The following is a 25,275-nucleotide window of genomic DNA, read 5'->3' as shown; positions in this document are numbered from 1 at the left end:
CAAGTACACGTTAAGGCCTGTGCGGGTCCAGGATGGCGGGCATGGACGCACAACTGGTTGCTTTCACCGGGGTCGCCGCGGGCATGGTCGCCATGCCGGGCGCGGATTTCACCGTCGTCGTACGCAACGCCCTCGCCTCCCGGCGTGCGGGTGTGGCCTGCGCCGTCGGTGTCGCGGGGGGACTGCTGGTGCACACCGCGCTGGCGGTCGCGGGACTCGCGGCTGTGCTGGTCGCCGTGCCGGTGCTGTACCGGACGCTGCAGATCGCGGGCGGGGCCTATGTGCTCTACCTGGGTGTACGGGCGGTGCGCGGCGCACTGCGTCCGCAGCTCGCCGTGCAGGACCCGGAGGCCCGGCCGGCCGGCGGCACGGGGCGCAGTCTGCGGCAGGGCTTCCTCACCAACGTCCTCAATCCAAAGGCGCCGGTGCTCTTTCTCAGCCTGCTCCCGCAGTTCGTGCCGGACGGCGTTCCGGTGCTGACACGCACTTTCCTGCTCGCCGCCGTCGTCGTCGTACTGGCTCTGCTCTGGTTCCCGCTGGTGGCACTGCTGGTGGACCGCCTCGGTCAATGGCTGCGCCGCCCGCGCACGACCCAGGCCGTGGAAGGCGTCACCGGTGGGGCCCTCACTGCGCTGGGCGTGACGCTGCTGGCCGAGCCGCTGGCGCACTGAGCCTTTGGCCGGCCCGGTACGCCGGTCGCCGACAACCGTCGACGACCGGCGGACCGTGAGCGATCAGCCGAGAGCGGCGGGACGTGAGCGGTGAGACGTGAGCGGTGAGCCGCCGGTCGTCAGCGCACCCGGCCGTACCAGACGCGCTTCGTCCAGATCTTCTCCAGCCGCACCACGCTGCCGGTCTTGGGCGAGTGCCAGATCTTGCCGCCGCCGGCGTAGATCCCCACGTGGTAGACGGAGCTTCCGGAGTGGAAGAAGACCAGGTCCCCGCGCTGCCGGGAGGCGGCCGAGACATGCTTGGTCCTGTTGTACTGCTGCTGGGCGGTGCGTGGCAGCTTCTTGCCGACGTTCTTGTACGAGTAGAACGTCAGGCCCGAGCAGTCGAACCGGTGCGGGCCCGAGGCGCCGTACCTGTACGGCGATCCCCTCTTCGATGCGGCCACTTTGAGTGCCTTGCTCGCATAGGCCGTGGCCGCGTTGGCTTCGGTAGTGGCGCCCGGCGCCACCAGTGTGCCGCCGACGGCGGCAAGAGTCAGGGCCGATACGGCACCCGCCCGGGACATCATGGTCAGAGACGGGACATGAATCTGCGCAGTCATGCGCAACCCTTCGTCAACCGCCTGTGAAGGATGACCTGTCGGGTTCGGACGGACGAAGATGCCCGGCCGCTGATGCGGCTTCACCCCTAGGGACGACCGGACTGCCCGGCCACCCCGTCCTGCTTGGGTCCTCCACTCCTGCCGATGCACTCCTGTCGACCAGACATCCGGAGCGGCGGCAGGACTCAGCGTCCGCCCGGACCGCCCCGCCGAGGTGGCGGGGGCTTGTCGTCCCAGGGATCTTGACTCATGCCATGCCGGATTTCCGTGCGAAACGACGGTATGTGAGTCTCGTCACCCCTGACCTGTTCGGGTGGACAGGGCCGTTTCGGTGATCGGTCCGCGACGCCTGACGAACGCCTTACCAGCAGCGGAACGGCTTATTCCGCTAGATCGGTAGTCGGGTTGCGCAAGTTGTGCGGTACCGCCGTTTGGATCGCGACTACACCGAATGAGGGAGGCCGCGCGGTACCCCGATGGCGGTAGACGGGAGTGGAGGATCCGTCAACTCATGGAAGCGGGCGGCATCGTCACCCGGCCCGCCCTGCGCTCGCCGTCGAGCACTCTGAGCGCTTCGGCGAGCGTCGCCGCATGCACTTCGCTCTCGCCGCGCATATGCATCAGCGTCAGCGCGTCCTTGAGCGCGGCGGCCCGGCCGAGCAGGGCCTGCGCCGCGCGCAGTGCGCCGTAGGTGTGCGTCGCGCGGGCCGGGTTGATCCGCCCCAGCAGATCGACGACCTCGAGATAGCTGTCGATGAAGTCGGCCTCGGCGCGGGTCAGTGCGGGCAGCGGCGGCAGTTCGGGTGGCAGCATCGGGGGCTCACCGCGCACCGGGGTTGATGAGCGAGGTCTTGCGGTTCTTGATGACGTGGTCCACCAGTCCGTACGCCTTGGCGTCCTCGGCGTCGAAGATCTTGTCGCGCTCCAGATCGGCGGCGATCCGCTCCGGGGTCTGGCCGGTGTGGCGTACGAGCATCTCCGCGAGTTGGGCACGCAGCCGCAGCAACTCCTGTGCCTGGATCTCCAGATCGGACGGCCGGCCCCACAACTGCTCCTCGGTGGCGGGCTGCTGGACGACGATCCGGGCGCCGGGCAGCGCCATCCGCTTGCCCGGGGCGCCGGCGGCGAGCAGCAGTGCGGCGGTTGAGGCGGCCTGGCCCAGGCAGGTCGTCTCCACGTCACAGGTGACCACCTGCATCGTGTCGTAGATCGCGGACATGGCGCTGAGCGAGCCGCCGGGGGAGTTGATGTACAGGCTGATGTCCCGGTCCGGGGCGGCGTACTCGAGATGCAGGAACTGCGCGATCACGTCGTTGGCGGAGGTGTCGTCGACGGCGGTCCCGAGGAAGATGATCCGCTCCTCGAGCAGCTTCGAGTACGGGTCGCGGGTGCGGGATCCCGCACTGGTGCGCTCGGTGAACTCGGGCAGGACGTAGCGGGCGGCAGGGCGGCTCATGGCGTACCTCTCCTCGGATGCGGCCTCTGTAAAAAATGTACAGGACGTACAGGCCGTTATGATGGGGAGCATGGCCTACGAGATTCCGGTGACGCAAGCCCGCGCAGAGCTCGCCGAACTGATCAACCGCGTTGTCTACGGCGGGGAGCGTGTCGTCGTGACCCGGCACGGAAAGCCGCTCGTGGCGCTGGTGTCCGCCGCTGACCTGGAACGACTCGAAAAGGACCAGGAGGCCGCCGAGGAGCAGGTGATCAGCTCGGTCTCCTCGCTCGGCTCGGTCGCGTCCGCTTCCGGCGAACGGGGGCGCTTCGGTCTGGGCGCCGAGCACCGCCGTCCCGACCGGCGCGGCTGACCGCACGTCACCACGCGAAGAGGCCGCGCGCCCCCGTCCGCTACAGCGGGGGCACGCGGCCGGTCGATGGGCCTCGAAGAGCTCAGCCGACAGGTACCGGTACGGCCTCGCGGTCTCCCGCGGCGGTGACCGGTCGTCCGCCATGGCGCCCGCTCGCCAGAACCGCGGCCAGTCCGAGTGCGGCCCAGAGCGAGAGCGGCTTCCACGCCACATCGATGCAGGACATCCTGCGTGAGGCAGGTCTGTCGGCCGGCGCGGTCTACCGCTACTTCCGCAGCAAGGAGGAGCTGATCGCGGCCATCGCCGACGAGGCGTTCAGCGCGATCCGCGGAGCCTTCGACGACGCCGCCAGGACCACTCCGCCGCCCACCCCCGACGTACTTCTCGGCCGTGTGCTGCGCGTCATGCTGGAGGAGCAGGTGCCCGGCGGCGACCGGCAGGCGTTTGCGCGGCTGATCGTGCAGGTGTGGACCGAGACGCTGCGAAACGAGCAGCTCGCCGCCACGCTGGACGAGGGGTACGTCGGCATGCGCCAGGCCTGGTCGAAGCTCGTGGACGCCTATCGCGACAATGGCCTGATGGTCGCAGATGTACCCGCCGACCATGTCGCCCGCACCCTCATCGCCACCGCCCAGGGCTTCATCGCCCAGCAGGCGCTCTTCGGCGATGTGCAGGTCGAGGTCCTCGAGGACGGACTCCGGGCGCTGATGTCCATGGGAGATCCCAAGATCAGTTAACGCGCCGGAAAAACTTGCGCCTTACCGTTCACCCCCAGGTCGGGAGACTCCCGCGCACAGCTCAGCAGAGTGTGAAGTGAGCTGTGTTCCCGCTGCGTGCAGGCGGGGCCGGACGACAGTGAGGTGGGCCCATGCAACTCTCCCCGCACGAGCAGGAACGACTGCTCATTCATGTGGCTGCCGACGTGGCGGAGAAGCGCCGCGCGCGGGGGGTGCTGCTGAACCATCCCGAGTCCGTCGCGCTGATCACCTCGCACATACTCGAAGGCGCGAGGGACGGCCGTACCGTCGCCGAACTCATGGCCTCGGGACGCAAGGTCCTCGCCCGCGCCGACGTCATGGAGGGCATCCCCGAGATGATCCACGACGTCCAGGTCGAGGCGACCTTCCCGGATGGCACCAAGCTCGTCACCGTCCACGACCCGATCGTCTGAGGGGACGCAGATGATCCCGGGAGAGATCCTTTTCGCCGACGGCTCCATCGCACTCAACAAGGGCCGTGCGGTCACCCGCCTCGCTGTCGTCAACACTGCCGACCGGCCCGTCCAGGTCGGCTCCCACTACCACTTCGCCGAGGCGAACCCCGGTCTGGACTTCGACCGCGCGGCCGCCCGCGGCAAGCGGCTGAACATCGCCGCGGGAACCGCCGTGCGCTTCGAGCCCGGCATCCCCGTCGACGTCGAACTCGTCCCCTTCACCGGAGCGCGTGTCGTCCCGGGGCTGCGCGGCGAGACCGGAGGTCCCCTCGATGCCTGAGCTGAACCGCGCCGTCTACACCGATCTCTTCGGCCCCACCACCGGCGACCGTATCCGGCTCGCCGACACCGACCTGCTCGTCGAGATCGAGGAGGACCGCTCCGGCGGGCCCGGACTCGCGGGCGACGAGGCCGTGTTCGGCGGCGGCAAGGTGATCCGCGAGTCGATGGGCCAGTCCCGTACGACACGGGCCGAAGGCGCACCCGACACGGTCGTCACCGGTGTCGTCATCATCGACCACTGGGGCATCGTCAAGGCCGACATCGGCATCCGCGACGGCCGGATCACCGGCATCGGCAAGGCCGGCAACCCGGACACGATGGACGGCGTACACGCCGATCTCGTCATCGGTCCCGAGACCGAAGTCATCGCCGGCAACGGGAAGATCGTCACAGCGGGCGCCATCGACGCGCACGTCCACTTCATCTCGCCGACCCTCATCGACCAGGCCCTGGCGACCGGCGTCACCACTCTCGTCGGCGGTGGCACCGGACCGGCCGAGGGCACCAAGGCCACCACCATCACCCCGGGCCCCTGGCACCTTGCCCGGATGTTCGAGGCGCTGGACACCCTCCCCGTCAACATCGGACTGCTCGGCAAGGGCAACACGATGTCCCGCGAGGCCATGCACTCCCAACTGCGCGGCGGAGCGCTGGGATTCAAAATCCACGAGGACTGGGGGTCGACCCCTGCTGTCATCGACGCCTGTCTGAGCGTGTGTGAGGAGACCGGCGCGCAGCTCGCCATCCACACGGACACGCTGAACGAGGCGGGCTTCGTCGGGGACACACTCGCCGCCATCGCCGGACGCACCATCCACGCGTACCACACCGAAGGTGCGGGCGGCGGGCATGCACCGGACATCATCACCGTGGTCTCCGAGCCGTACGTCCTGCCCAGCTCCACCAACCCCACCCGGCCGCACACCGTCAACACCATCGAGGAACACCTCGACATGCTGATGGTCTGCCACCACCTCAATGCGGCCGTTCCCGAGGACCTCGCCTTCGCCGAGTCCCGGATCCGGCCCTCCACCATCGCGGCCGAGGACATCCTGCACGACCTCGGCGCCATCTCGATCATCTCCTCCGACTCCCAGGCCATGGGGCGCATCGGCGAGGTGGTGATGCGTACCTGGCAGACCGCGCACGTCATGAAGAAGCGCCGCGGAGCACTGCCCGGCGACGGCCGCGCCGACAACCACCGCGCACGTCGCTATGTCGCCAAATACACGATCAACCCGGCGGTCGCTCAGGGCCTCGACCACGAGATCGGCTCGGTCGAGACGGGAAAACTCGCCGACCTGGTGCTCTGGGAGCCGGCGTTCTTCGGCGTCAAGCCGCAGCTGGTCATCAAGGGCGGCCAGATCGCGTACGCGCAGATGGGCGACGCCAACGCCTCCATTCCCACTCCGCAACCGGTGCTGCCGCGGCCGATGTTCGGCGCGCTGGGCCGGGCGGCGTCGGTGAGCTCGTTCAACTTCGTCGCCGAGGCCGCGATCGAGGACGGACTGCCCGAACGCCTGGGCCTGGGCAAGCAGTTCGTGCCCATCAAGAACACCCGGCGGATCACCAAGGCCGACATGCGCGAGAACGACGCGCTGCCTCGTGTCGAGGTCGACGCCGACACCTTCACGGTGACCATCGACGGCGATGTGGTCGAGCCCGCACCGGCGGCGGAACTGCCCATGGCACAGCGCTACTTCCTTTTCTGATGAGTACGCGATGAGCCGCGCCGCACTCCTCGTCCTCGCCGACGGCCGGTTCCCCGCCGGTGGCCACGCCCACTCCGGCGGTGCCGAACCGGCTGTCAAGGCAGGACGCATACGCGATGCCCGGGACCTGGCGGACTTCTGCCGGGGCCGGCTGCACACCACCGGCCTCACCGCGGCGGCGCTCGCCGCCGCGGCCGCCCTGGGCCTCGACGCGCTGGCGCTCGACGAGGCCGCCGACGCCCGTACCCCCTCGCCCGCCCTGCGGGCCACCGCCCGCAAACTCGGCCGGCAGATGATGCGGGCCGCCCGTTCCACCTGGCCGAGCCAGGAGCTCGACGCGCTCGCCGCGGCCCGCCCGCGCGGCGCACACCAGCCGATCGTGCTGGGGCTCGCCGCCCGCTCCGCAGCCCTCGGCCCCGAGGACGCGGCACACTGCGCCGTGTACGAGGCAGTCAGCGGCCCGGCCACCGCGGCCGTACGCCTCCTCAGCCTCGACCCCTTCGAGGCGACGGCGGTACTGGCCCGGCTGGCGCCCGAACTCGACGCGGTCGCCCAGCAGGCCGCGCGGGCAGCGGCCGAGGCGGCCGTCGAAGGACTCGACGCGCTGCCCGCCGCCTCCGCCCCGCTGCTCGACCTCACCGCGGAGGCACACGCAGCCTGGCCCGTACGCCTCTTCGCCTCGTAGGACCAACAGGAGCCGCACCATGCACCTCGACCACTCCCACCACGGCCCGGCCGCTGTCAGTGCCGACGCCGCACGCCCCGACGGCACCCGGCGCGCCCTGCGCATCGGTCTCGGCGGCCCCGTCGGTTCCGGCAAGACCGCGACCGTCGCCGCACTCTGCCGCGCCCTGCGCGACCAGCTGTCCATCGCCGTCGTCACCAACGACATCTACACCCGCGAGGACGCCGAATTCCTGCTCCGCAACGCGGTACTGCCGCCCGAGCGCATCCAGGCCGTCGAGACCGGCGCCTGCCCGCACACCGCGATCCGCGACGACATCTCCGCCAACCTCGAAGCAGTCGAGGACCTGGAGGAGAGCGTCGGCCCGCTCGATCTGATCCTCGTCGAGTCCGGCGGCGACAATCTCACCGCGACCTTCTCCAAGGGCCTCGTCGACGCCCAGGTCTTCGTCATCGACGTGGCAGGCGGCGACGACATCCCGCGCAAGGGCGGGCCGGGCGTCACCACCGCCGATCTGCTCGTGATCAACAAGACCGACCTGGCGCCGTATGTCGGCTCCGACCTCGGCCGGATGGCGCGCGACGCCAAGCAGCAGCGCGGTGAACTTCCCGTCGCCTTCACCTCGTTGAAGGGCGAGGAAGGGGTGGCGCCGGTCGCCGACTGGGTGCGCGCGCGGCTCGCCGACTGGACCGCATGAGCATCCAGGCCACGGCCCGTATCGTCGCCACCCGGGACGGCCTGCCGGTACTGGAGAGCGACGGGCCGCTCGCACTGCGCCGCACCCGGGCCACCGGTCCATACACCCGGGTTACTGTCGTCGGCGCGATGAGCGCACCGCTCGGCGGTGACCGGCTCGCCATCGACGTGCAGGTGGAGGACGGCACACGGCTCGCCGTCGACTCCGCCGCAGCGACCATCGCCCTGCCCGGACGCATCCCCGAACAAGCCCGCTACGACGTCCGGTTGACGGTGGGCGACGACGCCGAGCTGCGCTGGCTGCCGGAACCCCTCATCTCCGCGCGCGGCAGCGATCTGCGCATGCGCACCCGTGTCGAACTCGCCGCCACCGCACGGCTGGTGCTCCGCGAGGAGCAGATCCTCGGCCGGTACGGCGAGCAGCCGGGCACCCTCGCGAGCCGCCTCACCGTCCACCGGGCCGGACGCCCTCTCCTGGACCAGGAGCTCGGCTGCGGACCCGGCGCGCCCGGCGGCTGGGACGGCGGGGCGGTGCTGGGCGGCCACCGGGCCGTGGGCCAACTCCTCATCGTGGACCCCGCGTTCGAGGAGAAGCCCGCGGAGCCCCGGCTACTGGGCCCGAGCGCGGCTCTCACACCGCTCGCCGGTCCTGCCGTACTGGTCAATGCCGTCGCGCCCGACGCGCGTCAACTACGCCGCGTACTCGACGAGGTGCTGCAGGCGGAACTGCCCGAGTGAGGTAATGGGGCGAACCCGGGCAATTCCCTGCACCGCTCAGCGGGACACTACTCACCGGTTATTGGTTCGGTAAAGAAACACCAGTCCGACCTGTTCCCAGCAGCCCCGAAGACGAAAGGATCCCCCGGAGAACTCGACTAGAGAAGGGGGAGTTCTACGTGAGACGCACAGCAGTGCTCGGCTCGGCCGGCACTCTGATCGCGGGCACCCTCATAACGGGCGCGATCGCGGCTCCGGCGGCCAACGCCGAGACCCGCAACAGCGGTTGGTCCGAGGCCCGCGGCGTTCAGGTGGCCGCGGAGCGGGCCGCCAAGCAGGGCATCGACTGGGCGGACTGCCCGGCGGACTGGGGTTTTGCCAAGCCCATCCAGTGCGGCTGGGTGAGCGTGCCGCTCAACTACGCGCGGCCGAACGGCAAGCAGATCAAGATAGCCGTCGACCGGATCGGCAACACCGGCACCAAGGCGGAGCGCCAGGGCGCCCTGGTCTACAACCCGGGCGGCCCCGGCGGCTCGGGCATGCGCTTCCCGACCCGGGTCACGAACAAGAACCCGCTGTGGGCCAACGCCGCGAAGGCGTACGACTTCGTGGGCTTCGACCCGCGGGGTGTCGGCCACTCGACGCCCATCTCCTGTGTCGACCCGCAGGAGTTCGTCAAGGCGCCGAAGGCCGACCCGGTGCCGGACAGCGAGGCCGACAAGCGCGCCCAGCGCAAGCTCGCCGCGGAGTACGCGGACGGGTGCGCCGAGCGCAGCGGCTGGATGCTGCCGTACATGACGACGCCGAACACCGTGCGCGACCTGGACGTCATCCGGGCCGCCCTCGGTGAGAAGAAGCTCAACTTCCTGGGCGTCTCCTACGGCACGTACATGGGCGCGGTCTACGCGACGCTCTTCCCGGGCCATGTGCGCCGGATGATCGTCGACAGCGTGGTCAACCCCTCGCGCGAGAAGGTCTGGTACGAGGCCAACCTCGACCAGGACGTCGCCTTTCAGATGCGCTGGAACGACTGGAAGGCCTGGGTCGCCAAGAACGACGCGACCTTCCACATCGGGAACACTCCCGAGAAGGTCGAGCAGCAGTGGCTGAAGCTGCGGGCCACCGCCAAGAAGAGCCCCCTCGGCGGGGTCCTCGGACCGGCGGAGCTCATCAGCTACTTCCAGAGCGCGCCGTACTACGACTCCTCCTGGGCGCCCATCGCCCAGACCTGGAGCAAGTACATCGCCGGTGACACCCAGGCACTGGTCGACGCCGCGGCGCCCGACCTGTCCGACACCGCGGGCAACATCGCCTCGGAGAACGGCAACGCCGTCTACACGGCCGTCGAGTGCGCGGACGCCAAGTGGCCGACCAGCTGGAAGAAGTGGGACCGGGACAACACCCGGCTCCACAAGGACTACCCCTTCATGACGTGGGCCAACGCCTGGATGAACCTCCCGTGCGCCACCTGGTCGTCCAAGCAGCAGACCCCGGTCAACGTAAAGACCGGCAAGGGCCTGCCGCAGGTGCTCATCGTGCAGTCCACGCGTGACGCCGCCACTCCCTTCGACGGCGCCGTCGAGCTGCACAAGCGGCTCAAGGGCTCGCGTCTGATCATCGAGAAGGACGCCGGCTCGCACGGTGTGACCGGCCTGGTCAACCCGTGCATCAACGAGCGGGTGGACGCCTACCTGCTCAGCGGCAAGCTGGACAGCAGCGATGTGACGTGCACTCCGCACGCCACGCCGAAGCCGTAAGGCTCAGTGGTACGGGGGAGGGGCGGCCGGTCACGGCCGCCCCTCCTTTCATCCCTCCAGCCAGGAGTCCTCCGCCGCGTAGTCGAACCAGTCGTCCTCGTACTTCACGAGGTTGCTGAAGATCTCGCGCCAGTCGCGGCCGTCGAGCTGCCGGGCGAGCCACTCGACGGTCGCCGGCAGCGAATCGGCATAGCTCGTGATGGCTCGGTAGCCCAACTCCCGCTCCGCCGCCGTCATGTCGTACACGATCGGATGTTCCGCCCCCCACGGCGTGAGACCCACCGTGCCCACCGGCGGCGGTCCGTCGATGAGGACGGTCTCGCTCGTCACGCCGAGCGCCGCGTCCACTCCCGCGCCGATCTCCGCGACCGTCGGAATGTCCGGATCGCCGGCGTTGAGCACCCGTGAGCCCGGCTTCGCCGCCGCCAGCCGGATCAACTCGGCGAGATTGCCGACATGGACGGGGTGGAAGCGGGACTGCCCGTTGTACGCGAGGATGCGCACCGGCCGCCGGTCCAGCGCCCGCCGCACGAAGAACAGTTCGCGCGGACCTCGGCAGTGCAGTCCGTGGATCGCGCCCGCGCGCAGCAGGGTCACCGGCAACTCGTCGCCCGCCGCCAGCAGTTCCCGCTCCAGCGCCACCTTGCGAGTGCCGTACGTCGCCTCCCCGGGCGCCACGGTCCGCTGCGACTCCGGGATCGGCACCGGATAGCGCGGAAAGCCGCCGGGCTTGTCCTGGGTGTCGAAGTTGCGGCCCTTGTCGTCCTCGTACACCGCGCCGCTGGAGATCACGACCGCCGAGCCGATCCGGTCCGCGAGCGCCCTCAACTGCCGTGCGTGGCCCCGTCCGTAAGCGACCATGTCCACCAGCACATCACAGCCGTCACCGAGCGCGGCGGCCAGAGCCGCGTCGTCCTCCCGGTCGACCCGGATCGCCCGGACGTCCTCGGGCCAGCGCTCGTCCCGGCCGCCGCCGCGCGAGGCCGCCCGTATCTCCCATCCGTCCGCGGCGAGCGTGGCCACCGCGGCCCGCCCCACCTGTCCTGTCGCACCGAGCACGAACACTCTTCCTTTGGTCATGGAAGGCACGCTAGGTGTGCGGTGGACGCCGAGCCCAGGCTGCTTGGCCGAGCGCAGATTCGCTCTCAGCTTCTTCGCCGCGGGAACTTCTTCGGCTGCTCCAACTCCGCCTTCACCTCGGCGGCGTAGCGGTCCACATACTCCTGGCCGGACAGCTCGAGGATCGCGTACATGATCTCGTCGGTGATGGCGCGGATGGCCGCCTTCTCGTTCTCCATGCCCGCGTACCGCGAGAAGTCCATCGGCTCGCCGAAGCGGACGGTGACCCGCTTGATCCTCGGCATGACCTGTCCGGGCGGCTGGATCTCGAACGTCCCCACCATCGCGCAGGGCACCACCGGCGCCTGCGCCCTGAGCGCCATCACCGCGACACCGACCTTGCCCTTGTAGAGCTTGCCGTCGTGCGACCGGGTGCCCTCGGGGTAGATCCCCAGCAGCTCGCCCTTGCTCAGCACTCCGAGCCCCTCGCGGATGGCCGCCTGGCCGGCCTCCTTGCCGGAGCGGTCCACCGGGATCTGCCCTGCGCTGCGGAAGAACGCGGCGGTCAGTCGCCCCTTCAGGCCGGGCCCGGTGAAGTACTCGGCCTTGGCGAGGAAGGTGATACGCCGCTTGATGATGGCCGGCATCAGAAAGTGGTCCGAGAACGACAGATGGTTGCCCGCGACGATCGCCGCGCCCTCCGCGGGGATGTGCTCGAGTCCTTCGATCCTGGGCCGGAACAGCAACCGCAACAGCGGCCCCAGAATGACGTATTTGAGCACGTAGTAGAACACGGGGGTCGCTCCCAACTGTACCGGTTCGGCTCCGGGGCCGCGTTCTGCCAGGTCATGGGGTATTTCGACGGGGGTCAGTGTATGTGCATGTCTCGTCCGCTGTAACCACCTCTGATCGGACTCATGATGGCTCGTTGCCGACCTTCGTGACGATCTGTCAGGTCTCGTGTCCGGTGGCTGACGGCGGCAAACAGCCCATCGGGGCGGTTGGCGTGATCCACTTCGGGAGGTGTCCGGCGGTACGTACGGGGGCGCCGGCGTCACAGCGGGGTGTGGACGGAGAGTTTCAGTGCCGGTACCTGGCCTCCGGGCGGGCCGCCCCGCAGCCCGGGCCCGGCCCTGTGACGCCGTGCCAGATCTGTCGTGCGGGCGATTCGCCGCGCCCGTACGCGCTACCCGGCGGCGCGGCCCCTTGCCCGCGCCGCCGCAGAAAGGTGCTCTGGCCCTGTCCCCGACCCGCCGTGCGTCGGGCCCGAGCCCCTGGAGTACCGATGCGCCGCAGTGCCACCTTTGCCGCAGCCGCCCTGATCGCCCTCGCGGCCGCTGCCCCCGCAGCGGCTTCACCCGCGCACACCGCCGGTGAGGTGCCCACGCGTGCCAGGGGCCTGTTCCTGACCGTGTCGGGTTCCGAGAACACCTGGATTCGCGGGGTCCTGCTGCAGTGCCCGACGCAGACCGACGCACCGCATCCGCACGCCCGCGCCGCCTGCAGGGCGCTCTCCGCGGTCAAGGGCGACCTGGATGTGCTGCCCGGCGACCCGCGTCCGTGCAACAGAAAGTACGACCCGGTCACGGTCAGTGCCACCGGTACCTGGCGCGGCTTCCCCATCGCCTGGCACAAGACCTATCCGAACGCGTGTGCGCTCGACGTGGCGACCGGAGTCGTCTTCCGCTTCTGAGGCCCCCTGGTCAGCTGGTGCGCGACGTGACCACCCCGATCGTCACCAGACCGAGCACCACCCAGCCGAACCAGAGCCAGCCATTGCTTCCGAGTGCCGCCGTGTAGGCCGTCACGACCACCAGAGTCCCGACGGTGAGCACTCCCATCGCCTTCGCGGATCCGGACATGCGCGCCCTCCTCCGACGGCCGCGGCCGTCGGAATCATCGTCACCCGGGAGGGGGGTCGCGCGCTACTGCCCGCGCGCCTGGAGCGAAGCGAGATACGCGTTGTACGCCTCGAGCTCCTTGTCCCCGTTCCGGTCCGCGGCGCGGTCCGACCGCTTGGCCTGCCGCTGCTCTGAGCGATACCACTGGAAGACCAGCGCGATCAGTACCAGTACCGAGGGGATCTCGCTGAACGCCCAGGCGATGCCGCCCGCCGCGTTCTGGTCACTGAGCGCGTCGATACCGAGCGAGGCCGGTGGATTCTTGTACGCCTTGATCATCGGCTCGGTCGCCATCATCAGCGCGATGCCGAAGAAGGCGTGGAACGGCATGCCCGCGAAGAGCTCCAGCATCCGCATCACATAGCCGGGCCGGTGCGGCCCCGGGTCCACGCCCATGATCGGCCAGAAGAAGACCAGGCCCACGGCGAGGAAGTGCACCATCATCGCCGCATGCCCCGTCCTGGACTCCATCAGGAAGTCGAAGAGGGGGGTGAAATAGAGCGCGTACAGGCTCGCGATGAAGAGCGGGATGGTGAAGGCGGGGTGCGTGACGATCCGCAGGTAACGGCTGTGCAGCAGGGCCAGCAGCAGCTCGCGCGGACCCTTGCGGCCGCGGCCCGCGACCGGCAGCGCGCGCAGGGCCAGCGTCACCGGCGCGCCCAGCAGCAGCACGATCGGCGAGAGCATGCTGATCACCATGTGCTGCACCATGTGCACGCTGAACATGACCATGCCGTAGTCATTGAGCTTGGTGCACATCACCAGCGCCACGCTCAGCACGCCGACGGTGAAGAAGACGGTGCGGCTGACCGGCCAGCTGTCGCCGCGCCTGCGCAGTCGCAGCACACCCCAGCCGTACAGGGCGAGCCCCAGCAGACAGCCGGCCAGGAAGAACGGATCCGGTGAGTACTCGAGCCCTCGCCCCAGCGTGAACGGCGGCAGATCCATCGTCATGCCGTGCCCGCTGTGATCCATCTGCGCACTCCCGCCGGAACGATCCTTGATGCCGACCGGACCTGTTTCGTACCGGTTGTCCGCACCAGAGTAGAACTGCCCCCGGACGCAGCTGCGACCGGGGGCAGTTCATTCATATATGTACCGAATCAGAGCACGCACTCCGCCTCGGCGTACCGCTCGGCCGGGACGGTCTTCAGCGTCTCCACGGCCTGCGCCAGCGGCACCATGGCGATGTCCGTGCCGCGCAGCGCGGTCATCATGCCGAACTCACCGCGGTGCGCCGCCTCCACGGCATGCCAGCCGAAGCGGGTCGCGAGCACGCGGTCGTACGCGGTCGGGGTGCCGCCGCGCTGCACATGCCCGAGGATCACCGCGCGGGCCTCCTTGCCGAGCCGCTGCTCCAGCTCGACGGAGAGCTGCTGGGCCACGCCCGCGAAGCGCTCGTGACCGTAGACGTCCTTGCCGCCCTCGTTGAACTCCATCGAGCCCTCGCGCGGCTTGGCGCCCTCCGCGACCACGACGATCGCGAACTTCTTGCCCGCCGAGAACCGGTCGCCGACCCGCTCGGTCAGCTCGCCGATGTCGAAAGGCCGCTCCGGGACGACGATGGCGTGAGCGCCCGCCGCCATGCCGGAATGCAGCGCGATCCAGCCGGTGTGCCGGCCCATGACCTCGACGATCAGCACTCGCTGATGCGACTCGGCGGTGGTCTTCAGCCGGTCCAGCGCCTCGGTCGCCACACCGACGGCGGTGTCGAACCCGAAGGTGACATCGGTCGAGGCGATGTCGTTGTCGATGGTCTTGGGCACGCCGACGATCGGGAGCCCGCTCTCGGAGAGGAGGTTGGCCGCCTTGAGGGTGCCTTCGCCGCCGATCGGAATGATCGCGTCGAGGCCGAGCTCGGCAACATGCCCCTTGGCCCGCTCCACGCCGTCGCGCAGATGCGCGGGCTGGACCCGGGACGAACCGAGAATCGTGCCGCCGCGGGCCAGGATGCCGCCCACCGCGTCAAGGTCGAGCTTCCGGTAGTCGCACTCCAGAAGGCCCTTCCAGCCGTCGTGGAAGCCGATGACCTCGTCGCCGTGATCGACGACGGCGCGGTGCACGACGGAACGGATGACGGCGTTCAGACCGGGGCAGTCGCCGCCGGAGGTGAGCACACCAATGCGCATAGCCCGAAATACCTTTGCAACGTGGGCCGATTCCCGGACCACGTCGTCCGGCAGGATCCCCGCCACCCTACCGGCGCAAGGTGGCGGGGCCGAACCGGGCGTCCGACTGATGGACGGCAGCCGGCTGTCGGGCGGGCGTCAGGCAGGCTGCGTCGCGGACGCGATGCGCTCGGCGCGCAGCGCCTCGTACCACCGCTCGTCGAGCGGCGGCAGCGCGTTCACATCGAGGGCAAGCTTCAGCAGCATGTCCGCGATCTGCGGATTGCGGGCCATGACCGGGCCGTGCATATAGGTGCCGAAGACGGTGTCGTTGTACGCGCCCTCGGTTCCGTCGCCCGTGCCGTTGCCCCGGCCGAGGATCGTGCGGGCGAACGGGCGGGCCGTCGGGCCGAGGTGGGTGATGCCCTGGTGGTTCTCGAAGCCGGTCAGCTGCGGCAGGCCCAGCCGCGGGTCGATGTCCGCCAGTACGTCGCCGACGCACCGCTCGCCCTCGCCGCGCGTGGAGACCACGTCGATCAGGCCGAGTCCCGCCTCGCGCTCACCGAGGTCGTTGATGAACTCATGGCCGAGGATCTGGTAGCCGGCGCAGACGGAGAAGATGATCGCGCCGTTGGAGGCGGCCCTGCTGAGTCCGCCGTCGCGGCGCAGCCGCTCGGCGGCGAGCCGCTGCGGCCGGTCCTCGCCGCCGCCGATGAGATAGATGTCTCCGGACGTCGGGATCGGCTGGTCGCTGCGTACGTCGATACGCATCACGTCCAGGCGGCGCTGGCGGGCCCGGCGCTCCACCACGAGGGCGTTGCCCTGGTCGCCGTAGGTGCTGAGCAGGTCCGGGTAGACCCAGACCAGACGCAGGCTGTTGTCGCTCATGCTCATAAGTCCTTTTCGGGGTCCGCGGGTCAGTTGCCGACGCGGCGGCGCAGGTCCTGGAAGGCCGTGTAGTTGGCGATCGCCTCGATCCGTCCGGGCGGGGCCAGCTGTACCGCCTCGTCTGCGGACTCGCACACCCGGAAGTCCAGGCCCGCCACCTCCAGACGCACCGCGAGGTCCAGCTTGCGGTCGCCGATGACGAAGATCGGATGGCCGGCGAGCCGGGTGTAGTCGACGTCCCAGAGCCACGAGGTGTCCGTGCCGTCGGCGCCGCGGGCGTTCACGGCGAGGATGACCGGGGTCGGCGGCGGGTCGATCAGCGAGAACGTCTCCAGCCAACCGGCCGGGTTCTTCGCGAGCAGCAGTCGCAGATCACGGCCCAGGAAGTTGACGACGTCGTACCGGCCGGCGACGGCCTGCACGGAGTACATGCGCTCCAGCGCGACCTGCGGCGGCACGCCGAAGCAGGCGGCGACCGCGGCGGAGGTGGCGGCGTTCGCCTTGTTGGCGCGGCCGGGCAGCTGGAGGTGGATCGGCCAGGCCGAGCCGTGCGGGTCCAGGACATGGTCGCCGCTGAGCACCCAGCTCGGCGCGGGACGGCGGAAGCCGCACTCGCCGCAGAACCAGTCGTCGCCGGGGCGCTGCATCACACCGCCGCAGGACGGGCAGGACCAGGCGTCGTCCTTCCACTCCTGGCCGGCGGCCACCCACACCACGTTGGGGGAGGAGGACGCGGCCCATACGATCAGCGGGTCGTCGGCGTTGGCGATGACCATGGCCTTCGTACCGGACAGGCCCTCGCGCCACTTCTCGGCGAGCATCCGGGTCTCGGCCGCGCGGTCCAGCTGGTCGCGCGAGAGGTTGAGCAGCGCGATCGCCTTGGGCGTCACATCGCGGGCGACGCCGGCGAGGTACTTCTCGTCGACCTCGATCACACCGAATTTGGCGTCCGAACCGCCGGCCAGCGCCGAGGTGATGCCCGCGGGCATATTGGCGCCGAGCGCGTTGGAGACGACCGGGCCGCTGGCCCGCAGCGCCTCGGCAATCAGCCGGGTCGTGGTGGTCTTGCCGTTGGTCGCCGACACGAGGACGACGTCCAGGTGCTGCGCCAGCCGCCCCAGCAGATCGGGGTCGAGCTTGAGCGCGACCCGGCCGCCGATCACCGATCCGCTGCCGCGTCCGGCGGCGCGCGACACCGCTGCTGCGGCCTTGCCTGCCGTCACGGCCAGCTTGGCGCGCGGCGTCAGGGGCTCCGAGTTGCCTGACATCGTCCTTGATCCTCCTTGCATCGGTCGGGCTCAGCCTATCGAGGTCCGGTCTGCCGCCCGTACCTCGGCACCGTCGGAAAACGTGGAGGTCCAGGCGGACCGTACGCTTACGGACATGCGAAACCGGCCGATCCCCGGCAGTTCCGGACTCGTGAAGGCCATGAGCCTGCTCGGAGATCCGCTGCTGCACGCCCCCTGCGAGTCCGTCACCGACTTCTCTCCCGCGCTGTCGAGGCTCATCGAGGACATGTTCGCGACGATGTACGCGGCCCAGGGAGTGGGTCTCGCGGCGAACCAGGTGGGGATACCGCTGCGGGTGTTCGTCTACGACTGCCCCGACGACGAGGACGTCCGTCACCTCGGACATATCGTCAACCCGCGTCTGGTGGAGGCGGACGGTGTCACGGTGCGCGGCGCGGAGGGCTGTCTGTCGCTGCCGGGCCTCGAGGCCGGTACGGAGCGTTTCGACCGCGCGGTGGTGGAGGGCGTGACGGCGGACGGGAAACCGGTACGGGTCGAGGGCACCGGGTTCTTCGCCCGGTGCCTGCAGCACGAGTGCGACCACCTGGAGGGGATGGTCTACACGGACCGCCTCAAGGGCCGGCGCCGGGCCAAGGCGCTGCGCGCGGCGCGGCGGGCGAGCTGGGGAACCACGACCTGACCGGCCGTCAACGGCCAACGGTCACCAACCGGCCGTCAACGACCGGCGCTCCATGACCGGCCGTCGACGACCCACTGCCCGTCAGAAGACCGGACCGCCCGCGCGGTCGCCGGCCGCGGCCAGCCGGCCCCAGAGCAGATCGGCGAGGCTGTGCACCAACTCGGCGCGGGAGCACGGGCGTTCACCGAGCCACCAGTCCCCGGCCGCGTGCATCATGCCGACGATGCCATGGCCCCACACCCGGGCCAGCTGTTCGCTGTTGGGCCCCAGGTCGACCCGGTCGTAGATCACCTTCGCCAGCTCCTCGCCGAGCCGGCGCAGCAGTGGCGCCGAGTGGCGGCCGACGTCGAAGCCCGCCTCCGACGGCTGGGTGTCCTCGGCCGGATGCATCAGGAAGCGGTAGACCTGCGGCCGTGCTTCGATCGCGGCGAGGTAGGTGTCGAGTGTTGCCTCGACCCGCTCACGGCGGTCGGCGGGAGCGTCCACCGCTGCCCGCAACGCGTCCAGCAGGGCGTCGGTGTGGCGCTTGGCGAGCGCACGGTAGAGGCCGCCCTTGTCGCCGAAGTGCCGGTACAGGATGGGCTTGGTGATGCCCGCCTCGGCGGCGATGGCGTTCATGGAGGCCTGCGGGCCGTCCCGGAGCACCACCCGGTCCGCGGCTTCGAGCAGCTCCCGGCGCCGCTGGTCGGCCGACCGCTGTTGGCCGGCTGCGTGCTGTGTGGTCTCCATGGTTTGTTTCTCCCCGCCCGAGCGATTGCGTGACGCCTGCGCAACGTAACACCATGCCCGCCCGTAGAGGGGATCGGGCAGTGGCCGGTTGACATGGGCTACTTGCCGGTAACAGACTGTTGTTACCGCAAGTAACATGCAGGAAGTCACCGCAGTGCTGGAGGGGAACATGGCCGAGTTCACGCTCGAACTCAACGACGACCAGAAGCAGGTCCGCGATTGGCTGAACGGCTTCGCCAAGGACGTGATGCGCCCGGCCGCCGCCGAGTGGGACGAGCGTGAGGAGACCCCCTGGCCGGTCATCCAGGAAGCGGCCAAGGTGGGAATCTACTCCCTCGACTTCTACGCCCAGCAATTCTTCGACCCGACCGGTCTCGGCATCCCGATGGCGATGGAGGAGCTCTTCTGGGGCGACGCCGGCATCGGCCTTTCCATTGTCGGTACGGGACTTGCGGCCGTCGGTGTCCTCGCCAACGGAACCGAGGAACAGATCGGCACCTGGATACCGCAGATGTACGGCGACGTGGACGATGTGAAGGTCGCGGCCTTCTGCTCCTCCGAGCCGGACGCAGGCTCCGACGTCGGCGCGATGCGTACGCGCGCGGTGTACGACGAGGCCAAGGACGAGTGGGTACTCAACGGCACCAAGACCTGGGCGACCAACGGCGGTATCGCCAACGTCCATGTCGTGGTCGCGGTCGTCGACCCGGAGATCGGCTCCAAGGGCCACGCCTCGTTCATCGTGCCGCCGAACACCCCCGGTCTCTCTCAGGGCCAGAAGTTCAAGAAGCACGGCATCCGCGCCTCCCACACCGCAGAGGTGGTGCTGGAGAACGCACGCGTCCCCGGACACTGCCTGCTCGGCGGCAAGGAGAAGCTGGACGAGCGCCTGGCCCGGGCGCGTGAGCGCGCCAAGTCCGGCGGCGAGCGTGTGAAGAACGCGGCCATGGCCACCTTCGAGGCGTCCCGCCCTGCGGTCGGCGCGATGGCGGTGGGCACTGCCCGAGCCGCGTACGAAGTCGCACTCGACTACGCCATGACCCGCAGCCAGTTCGGCCGCCCGATCATCGACAACCAGGGCATCGCCTTCCAGCTGGCCGACATGCGCACCCAGATCGACGCGGCGCGGCTGCTGGTGTGGCGCGCCTCCTGGATGGCGGTGACGGGCAAGCCCTTCCTCTCCGCCGAGGGCTCCATGTCCAAGCTGTACGCCAGTGAGACCGCCAAGAAGGTCACGGCGCAGGCCATCCAGATCCTGGGCGGCAACGGCTTCACCCGGGAGTACCCCGTGGAGCGCATGCACCGCGACGCCGCGATCTACACGATTTTCGAGGGCACGAGCGAGATCCAGCGCCTGGTGATCGCCAGAACCCTCTCGGGCATGCCGATCCGCTAGCGCGGCCGGTTCGGCCTCGATCGCCGGTCGGGCTTGGTCAAGCCCCCGGCGATCGAGGCCGCCCGACGTCAGGCGGAGAGCAGCGCCTCGATCGCGGCGACGACCTCGGGGGCCTCGGGCTCGGTGCGCGGGCGGATCCGGGACACGACCGCGCCGTCCTTGCCGATCAGGAACTTCTCGAAGTTCCACTGCACGTCGCCGGACTCGCCCTCGCCGTCCGCGACCTTCGTCAGCTCCGCGTACAGCGGGTGCCGGTCCGCGCCGTTCACATCGGTCTTCTCCAGCATGGGGAAGGTCACACCGTAAGTCGCCGAGCAGAAGGACTCGATCTCCTCCGCGCTGCCCGGCTCCTGGCCCGCGAACTGGTTGCACGGCACACCGAGGACCGTGAAGCCCTGCTCGCCGTACTGCTTCTGCAGCCGCTCCAGGCCGGCGTACTGCGGGGTCAGACCGCACTTGGAGGCGACGTTCACCAGCAGGACCGCCTGGCCACGGTAGTCGGCCAGGGAGGTGGGCTCGCCGGTCAGCGTGCGCAGCGGGATGTCGTACAGGGTCATCGGATTCTCCTCGGTGGCAGGCATTCGATGTTCATTGTGGACCCCGGGGACGCGCTGCCACGAAGCCGGTCGCCTCGGGGAGCGGTCGACGGTGACTCCGGTGCGGCGCACAACCAGGGACGCCGCGGCTGCTCGCCGACGCCGCCTCAGCGGCCATGGACCGCTGTCAGCCGCCGAGCGGCCTGAAGAGCCCCTCCTGCACCACCGACACCAGCAGCCTGCCCTCGCGGTCGTAGATACGGCCACGAGCCAGTCCCCGGCCGCCGGTCGAGATCGGCGACTCCTGGTCGTACAGGAACCACTCGTCCGCGCGGAACGGCCGGTGGAACCACATCGCATGGTCCAGTGAGGCCATGTCGAAGCCGCGCGGGCCCCACAGCGGCTCCACCGGGATACGGACCGCGTCCAAAAGCGTCATGTCGCTCGCATACGTCAGTGCGCAGGTGTGCACCAGCGGGTCGTCGCCCAGCGGGCCCACCGCGCGCATCCACACCGCGCTGCGCGGGTCCGCCTCCTTGATTTCCTCCGGGGTCCAGCGCAGCCGTTCGGTATAGCGGATGTCGAAGGGCTGGCGGCGGGCCATCCGCTCCAGCGCCTCGGGGAGTTCGCCCAGATGCTCGCGGATCTCCGTGGTGACCGAGGGGAGGGTCTCGGGGTCCGGGAACTCCAGCCGCGGCGGCAGCTGATGCTCGATGCTGCCCTCCTCCGGCCGGTGGAAGGAGGCGGTCAGATTGAAGATGGTCTTGCCCTGCTGGACCGCGGTGACCCGGCGGGTGGTGAACGAGCGGCCGTCCCTGACCCGTTCGACCTGGTAGACGATCGGCACGCCGGGGATTCCCGGCCGCAGGAAGTACGCGTGCAGCGAGTGGACCGGCCGCTCGCCGTCGGTGGTGCGGCCGGCCGCGACCAGTGCCTGGCCCGCCACCTGCCCGCCGAAGACCCGCTGCAGGGACTCGTTCGGGCTGAGGCCGCGGAAGATGTTGACCTCGATCTGCTCCAGGTCGAGCAGATCGACCAGGCGCTCGGCCGGATTCGTCATCGGGTGGTCTCCTGTGTTCTCAGTGTCAGAGCTGGCCGACGGATGTGACGCGCACGACGGCCCGGCCTTCCTCGTCGGAGGCCGCCAGATCGACCTCCGCGCTGATACCCCAGTCATGGTCGCCGTTCGGGTCGGCGAAGATCTGCCGGACCCGCCACAGACCGTGCTCCGGATCCTCCTCGATCAGCAGCAGCTTGGGGCCGCGCGCGTCGGGTCCGGTGCTCAGGTCCTCGTACTCGTCCCAGTACTTGTCCATCGCCTCGCCCCAGGCGTCCTCGTCCCAGCCGGACTCGGCGTCCAGCTCGCCGAGCTCGCGGACGTGGTCCAGCGCGGCCAGTTCCACCCGGCGGAACATGGCGTTGCGTACGAGCACACGGAAGGCGCGGGCGTTCGCGGTGACCGGCTTGACCTGGTCGGCCTTCTCCTGGGCCTGCTCGGCCGTCTCGATCTCCGGGTTGGCGAGCTGCTCCCACTCGTCGAGCAGACTGGAGTCGACCTGGCGCACCATCTCGCCGAGCCAGGCGATCAGGTCCTGAAGGTCCTCGGTCTTGAGGTCGTCGGGGATGGTGTGGTCAAGAGCCTTGTACGCGCTCGCGAGATAGCGCAGCACGATGCCCTCGGTGCGCGCGAGCTCGTACCAGGAGGTGAACTCCGTGAAGGTGAGGGCCCGTTCGTACATGTCACGGATGACGGACTTCGGCGAGACCGGGTGGTCACCGACCCACGGGTGCGACTTCTTGTAGACGTTGTACGCGTGCCAGAGCAGCTCTTCCAGCGGCTTGGGGTAGGAGATGTCCTGGAGCCGCTCCATGCGCTCCTCGTACTCGACGCCGTCCGCCTTCATCTGGCCGACCGCCTCACCGCGCGCCTTGTTCTGCATGGCGGCGAGGATCTGGCGAGGGTCGTCGAGCGTCGACTCGACGACAGAGACCATGTCCAGGGCGTAGGACGGGGACTCCGGGTCGAGCAGGTCGAAGGCGGCGAGTGCGAACGTCGACAGCGGCTGGTTCAGCGCGAAGTCCTGCTGGAGGTCGACGGTGAGCCGGATGGTGCGGCCCTCGGCATCGGGCTTGTCCAGCTGTTCCACCACCCCGCCGTCGAGCAGCGAGCGGTAGATGGCGATGGCCCGGCGGATATGGCGCAGCTGCGCCTTGCGCGGCTCGTGGTTGTCCTCGAGGAGGTGGCGCATCGCCGCGAAGGCGTTCCCGGGCCGGGCGATCACGGAGAGCAGCATGATGTTGGTGACCCGGAAGCGCGAGGTCAGCGGCTCCGGCTCGGAGCCGATCAGCTTCTCGAATGTGGTGTCCGACCAGGCGACAAAGCCCTCGGGGGCCTTCTTCCTGACCACCTTGCGGCGCTTCTTCGGGTCGTCGCCGGCCTTCGCGAGCGCCTTCTCGTTCTCGATGACGTGCTCGGGGGCCTGGGCGACCACAAAACCGGCGGTGTCGAACCCGGCCCGCCCGGCGCGACCGGCGATCTGATGGAACTCGCGGGCGCGGAGAGTACGTACGCGATTGCCGTCGTACTTGGTGAGAGCGGTGAACAGCACCGTGCGGATGGGGACGTTGACACCGACCCCCAGCGTGTCGGTACCGCAGATGACCTTCAACAGGCCCGCCTGGGCCAGCTTTTCGACAAGACGGCGGTACTTGGGCAGCATGCCGGCGTGGTGCACCCCGATGCCATGGCGCACGTAACGGGACAGGTTCTGCCCGAACTTGGTGGTGAAGCGGAAACTGCCGATCAGTTCGGCGATCTTGTCCTTCTCCTCGCGCGTGCACATGTTGATGCTCATCAGCGACTGCGCGCGCTCGACCGCTTGGGCCTGCGTGAAGTGCACGATGTAGACCGGCGCCTGCCTGGTTTCGAGCAGCTCGGTCAGGGTCTCCGTGATGGGCGTCGTGACGTACTCGTACGAGAGCGGGACGGGCCGGGTCGCGGACCGCACGACCGAGGTCTCGCGTCCGGTGCGGCGGGTCAGGTCCTTCTCGAACATGGCGACGTCGCCGAGCGTCGCCGACATCAGGATGAACTGCGCTTGCGGCAGTTCGAGAAGCGGGATCTGCCAGGCCCAGCCGCGGTCCGGCTCGGCGTAGAAGTGGAACTCGTCCATCACGACCTGGCCGATATCGGCGTACTTGCCGTCGCGCAGCGCGATGGAGGCCAGCACCTCGGCGGTGCAGCAGATGACAGGGGCGTCGGCATTGACGGACGCGTCGCCCGTCAGCATCCCGACGTTCTCGGTGCCGAAGAGCTTGCAGAGGTCGAAGAACTTCTCGGAGACCAGCGCCTTGATCGGCGCCGTGTAGAACGTGACCTTGTCCTGAGCCAGTGCTGTGAAGTGCGCACCCGCCGCGACCAGGCTCTTTCCCGAGCCGGTGGGCGTGGAAAGGATCACATTGGCCCCGGAGACCACCTCGATCAGCGCCTCCTCCTGAGCCGGATAGAGCGTGATGCCCTGGCCTTCGGCCCACGAGGAGAAGGCTTCGAAGAGGGCATCGGGGTCGGCATCCGGCGGCAGCTGATCAATAAGGGTCACGCCCCCATCTTGCCTGCCTTCCGCCCGGATCAGGGAACCGGGCGACGGCGACAAGATCACGGGCGATACGCTGCTCTGTCAACTGGGCTTCACCACAAGAGCAATGGGGCGGGAACGCACATGATGGGACCGGCGCACTCTCTCTCCGGGGCGGCTGCCTGGCTGGGGGTGGGCGCGGCGACCGCCGCCGCCGGCCACCCGATGCCGTGGCCTGTCCTCGTCGTCGGAGCGCTGATCTGCGCGGGCGCGGCACTCGCGCCCGACCTCGACCACAAGGCGGCGACGATCTCGCGGGCCTTCGGGCCCGTCTCGCGCGGACTGTGCGAGGTCGTCGACAAGCTGTCGTACGCCGTCTACAAGGCGACGAAGAAGCCCGGCGACAAGCGCAGGACCGGCGGCCACCGCACACTCACCCACACCTGGCTGTGGGCGGTACTGATCGGCGCCGGCACCTCGGCGCTGGCGATCACCGGGGGCCGGTGGGCGGTCCTCGCGATCCTCTTCATCCACCTGGTGCTCGCGGTGGAGGGCCTGCTGTGGCGGGCCGCGCGGGTCTCCAGCGATGTACTGGTGTGGCTGCTGGGCGCGACGAGCGCGTGGATCCTGGCCGGAGTGCTGGACAAGCCGGGCAACGGCTCGGACTGGCTGTTCACGGCCCCGGGCCAGGAGTACCTGTGGCTGGGTCTGCCGATCGTGCTGGGCGCCCTGGTGCATGACATCGGCGATGCGCTGACTGTTTCGGGCTGCCCGGTCCTGTGGCCGATACCGGTGGGCCGCAAGCGCTGGTACCCGATCGGCCCGCCGAAGGCGATGCGGTTCAGGGCGGGCAGCTGGGTGGAGCTGAAGGTGCTGATGCCGGTGTTCATGCTGCTCGGGGGAGTGGGCGGCGCGGCGGCGCTGGGCTACATCTAGGGCTCCGCGGCGCTCAGCGGGCCCCGGTTGCGGCTACTGACAGCCGTACGCGGCGCTCGGCGGGCCCGGTTACGG

28 protein-coding genes and 1 riboswitch are annotated in these 25,275 nt (G+C 69.5%); of the genes, 14 read left to right on the top strand and 14 right to left on the bottom strand.

Annotation, left to right across the window (positions count from 1 at the left end; genetic code table 11):
• Positions 1–41: 41 nt before the first annotated feature.
• Positions 42–671, top strand: coding sequence for a LysE family translocator (locus ACFWDI_RS17715; protein WP_385304950.1), 630 nt, complete (start codon positions 42–44; stop codon positions 669–671).
• A 119-nt stretch (positions 672–790) separates the two neighbouring features.
• On the opposite strand, the gene ACFWDI_RS17710 is transcribed toward ACFWDI_RS17715, so the two are convergent.
• The 3 genes from ACFWDI_RS17710 to ACFWDI_RS17700 all read right to left on the bottom strand — a co-directional run bounded on the left by ACFWDI_RS17710 (position 791) and on the right by ACFWDI_RS17700 (position 2,729).
• On the bottom strand, positions 791–1,273 hold the full coding sequence (locus ACFWDI_RS17710; protein WP_327322047.1) for a C40 family peptidase: 483 nt from the start codon (positions 1,271–1,273) through the stop codon (positions 791–793).
• Between the two features lie 3 nt (positions 1,274–1,276).
• Positions 1,277–1,461: riboswitch (cyclic di-AMP (ydaO/yuaA leader) on the bottom strand.
• A gap of 316 nt (positions 1,462–1,777) precedes the next feature.
• Positions 1,778–2,086 carry a hypothetical protein gene (locus ACFWDI_RS17705; RefSeq protein WP_327322046.1) on the bottom strand — a complete coding sequence of 103 codons (309 nt, stop codon included), beginning with the start codon at positions 2,084–2,086 and terminating at the stop codon, positions 1,778–1,780.
• A gap of 7 nt (positions 2,087–2,093) precedes the next feature.
• Positions 2,094–2,729, bottom strand: coding sequence for an ATP-dependent Clp protease proteolytic subunit (locus tag ACFWDI_RS17700; RefSeq protein WP_327322045.1), 636 nt, complete (start codon positions 2,727–2,729; stop codon positions 2,094–2,096).
• 70 nt (positions 2,730–2,799) lie between these two features.
• On the opposite strand from ACFWDI_RS17700, the gene ACFWDI_RS17695 reads away from it, so the two are divergent.
• The 9 genes from ACFWDI_RS17695 (at position 2,800) to ACFWDI_RS17655 (ending at position 10,143) form a co-directional block, all read left to right on the top strand.
• Positions 2,800–3,081 carry a type II toxin-antitoxin system Phd/YefM family antitoxin gene (locus tag ACFWDI_RS17695; protein ID WP_385304946.1) on the top strand — a complete coding sequence of 94 codons (282 nt, stop codon included), beginning with the start codon at positions 2,800–2,802 and terminating at the stop codon, positions 3,079–3,081.
• Positions 3,082–3,206: 125 nt separating this feature from the next.
• Positions 3,207–3,818 carry a TetR/AcrR family transcriptional regulator gene (locus ACFWDI_RS17690; protein ID WP_385304943.1) on the top strand — a complete coding sequence of 204 codons (612 nt, stop codon included), beginning with the start codon at positions 3,207–3,209 and terminating at the stop codon, positions 3,816–3,818.
• Between the two features lie 131 nt (positions 3,819–3,949).
• On the top strand, positions 3,950–4,252 hold the full coding sequence (locus ACFWDI_RS17685; RefSeq protein WP_385304940.1) for an urease subunit gamma: 303 nt from the start codon (positions 3,950–3,952) through the stop codon (positions 4,250–4,252).
• Between the two features lie 10 nt (positions 4,253–4,262).
• Positions 4,263–4,574, top strand: coding sequence for an urease subunit beta (locus tag ACFWDI_RS17680; protein WP_385304938.1), 312 nt, complete (start codon positions 4,263–4,265; stop codon positions 4,572–4,574).
• Entirely contained in the window at positions 4,567–6,288 is a 1,722-nt protein-coding gene (locus ACFWDI_RS17675; protein ID WP_385304935.1) for an urease subunit alpha, read from the top strand. The genes ACFWDI_RS17680 and ACFWDI_RS17675 overlap by 8 nt, the downstream gene beginning before the upstream one ends.
• Before the next feature lie 10 nt (positions 6,289–6,298).
• Positions 6,299–6,973, top strand: a complete 675-nt coding sequence (locus ACFWDI_RS17670) for an urease accessory UreF family protein (protein WP_327322039.1) — start codon at positions 6,299–6,301, stop codon at positions 6,971–6,973.
• Positions 6,974–6,992: 19 nt separating this feature from the next.
• Positions 6,993–7,670, top strand: coding sequence for an urease accessory protein UreG (gene ureG, locus ACFWDI_RS17665; RefSeq protein WP_385304932.1), 678 nt, complete (start codon positions 6,993–6,995; stop codon positions 7,668–7,670).
• A complete protein-coding gene (locus tag ACFWDI_RS17660; protein ID WP_385304930.1) occupies positions 7,667–8,407 on the top strand; it encodes an urease accessory protein UreD in 741 nt (246 codons plus the stop codon). Before ureG ends, ACFWDI_RS17660 begins: the two co-directional genes overlap by 4 nt.
• 158 nt (positions 8,408–8,565) lie before the next feature.
• Entirely contained in the window at positions 8,566–10,143 is a 1,578-nt protein-coding gene (locus ACFWDI_RS17655) for an alpha/beta hydrolase (RefSeq protein ID WP_385304928.1), read from the top strand.
• A 48-nt stretch (positions 10,144–10,191) separates the two neighbouring features.
• On the opposite strand, the gene ACFWDI_RS17650 is transcribed toward ACFWDI_RS17655, so the two are convergent.
• Complete coding sequence (locus tag ACFWDI_RS17650; RefSeq protein ID WP_385304926.1) at positions 10,192–11,223, bottom strand: NAD-dependent epimerase/dehydratase family protein; 1,032 nt, start codon at positions 11,221–11,223, stop codon at positions 10,192–10,194.
• Positions 11,224–11,288: 65 nt separating this feature from the next.
• Positions 11,289–11,996, bottom strand: coding sequence for a lysophospholipid acyltransferase family protein (locus tag ACFWDI_RS17645; RefSeq protein WP_385304923.1), 708 nt, complete (start codon positions 11,994–11,996; stop codon positions 11,289–11,291).
• 491 nt (positions 11,997–12,487) lie between these two features.
• Here ACFWDI_RS17645 and ACFWDI_RS17640 point away from each other — a divergent pair, with 491 nt between their 5' ends.
• Complete coding sequence (locus tag ACFWDI_RS17640) at positions 12,488–12,895, top strand: SSI family serine proteinase inhibitor (RefSeq protein ID WP_385304921.1); 408 nt, start codon at positions 12,488–12,490, stop codon at positions 12,893–12,895.
• A 10-nt stretch (positions 12,896–12,905) separates the two neighbouring features.
• Here the strand turns inward: ACFWDI_RS17640 and ACFWDI_RS17635 are convergent, their stop codons facing one another.
• The 5 genes from ACFWDI_RS17635 to ACFWDI_RS17615 form a co-directional block, all read right to left on the bottom strand.
• On the bottom strand, positions 12,906–13,064 hold the full coding sequence (locus tag ACFWDI_RS17635; RefSeq protein ID WP_327322032.1) for a hypothetical protein: 159 nt from the start codon (positions 13,062–13,064) through the stop codon (positions 12,906–12,908).
• A gap of 63 nt (positions 13,065–13,127) precedes the next feature.
• Positions 13,128–14,078, bottom strand: a complete 951-nt coding sequence (locus ACFWDI_RS17630) for a cytochrome c oxidase assembly protein (protein WP_385304919.1) — start codon at positions 14,076–14,078, stop codon at positions 13,128–13,130.
• Positions 14,079–14,206: 128 nt separating this feature from the next.
• Positions 14,207–15,232, bottom strand: a complete 1,026-nt coding sequence (locus ACFWDI_RS17625) for a 6-phosphofructokinase (RefSeq protein ID WP_327322030.1) — start codon at positions 15,230–15,232, stop codon at positions 14,207–14,209.
• A gap of 138 nt (positions 15,233–15,370) precedes the next feature.
• Positions 15,371–16,099: a type 1 glutamine amidotransferase gene (locus ACFWDI_RS17620; RefSeq protein WP_385304916.1), complete on the bottom strand. Its 729-nt coding sequence runs from the start codon at positions 16,097–16,099 to the stop codon at positions 15,371–15,373.
• 29 nt (positions 16,100–16,128) lie between these two features.
• Entirely contained in the window at positions 16,129–17,367 is a 1,239-nt protein-coding gene (locus ACFWDI_RS17615; RefSeq protein ID WP_362685444.1) for a MurT ligase domain-containing protein, read from the bottom strand.
• Between the two features lie 115 nt (positions 17,368–17,482).
• Here ACFWDI_RS17615 and def point away from each other — a divergent pair, with 115 nt between their 5' ends.
• Positions 17,483–18,028 (top strand): peptide deformylase, encoded by a 546-nt coding sequence (gene def / locus ACFWDI_RS17610; RefSeq protein WP_385304913.1) that lies wholly within the window; start codon positions 17,483–17,485, stop codon positions 18,026–18,028.
• An 81-nt stretch (positions 18,029–18,109) separates the two neighbouring features.
• Here def and ACFWDI_RS17605 read toward each other — a convergent pair whose 3' ends face one another.
• Positions 18,110–18,757 (bottom strand): TetR family transcriptional regulator, encoded by a 648-nt coding sequence (locus ACFWDI_RS17605; protein WP_327322026.1) that lies wholly within the window; start codon positions 18,755–18,757, stop codon positions 18,110–18,112.
• Positions 18,758–18,926: 169 nt separating this feature from the next.
• Between ACFWDI_RS17605 and ACFWDI_RS17600 the strand changes: the two genes are divergently transcribed.
• Entirely contained in the window at positions 18,927–20,153 is a 1,227-nt protein-coding gene (locus ACFWDI_RS17600) for an acyl-CoA dehydrogenase family protein (RefSeq protein WP_385305046.1), read from the top strand.
• A 68-nt stretch (positions 20,154–20,221) separates the two neighbouring features.
• Here ACFWDI_RS17600 and ACFWDI_RS17595 read toward each other — a convergent pair whose 3' ends face one another.
• The 3 genes from ACFWDI_RS17595 to ACFWDI_RS17585 form a co-directional block, all read right to left on the bottom strand.
• A complete protein-coding gene (locus ACFWDI_RS17595; RefSeq protein WP_362685778.1) occupies positions 20,222–20,710 on the bottom strand; it encodes a glutathione peroxidase in 489 nt (162 codons plus the stop codon).
• 166 nt (positions 20,711–20,876) lie between these two features.
• A complete protein-coding gene (locus ACFWDI_RS17590; protein ID WP_385304910.1) occupies positions 20,877–21,749 on the bottom strand; it encodes an acyl-CoA thioesterase in 873 nt (290 codons plus the stop codon).
• Positions 21,750–21,774: 25 nt separating this feature from the next.
• Entirely contained in the window at positions 21,775–24,348 is a 2,574-nt protein-coding gene (locus tag ACFWDI_RS17585) for a DEAD/DEAH box helicase (RefSeq protein WP_385304908.1), read from the bottom strand.
• Between the two features lie 60 nt (positions 24,349–24,408).
• Between ACFWDI_RS17585 and ACFWDI_RS17580 the strand changes: the two genes are divergently transcribed.
• Positions 24,409–25,200 carry a metal-dependent hydrolase gene (locus ACFWDI_RS17580; protein WP_385304906.1) on the top strand — a complete coding sequence of 264 codons (792 nt, stop codon included), beginning with the start codon at positions 24,409–24,411 and terminating at the stop codon, positions 25,198–25,200.
• Positions 25,201–25,275 lie beyond the last annotated feature (75 nt).

The sequence above is a fragment of the Streptomyces sp. NPDC060064 genome (assembly GCF_042736455.1).
Classification (GTDB): domain Bacteria; phylum Actinomycetota; class Actinomycetes; order Streptomycetales; family Streptomycetaceae; genus Streptomyces.
The sequence above is the reverse complement of the archived record's forward strand: the minus strand, read 5'-3'. Positions and strand labels throughout refer to the sequence as shown.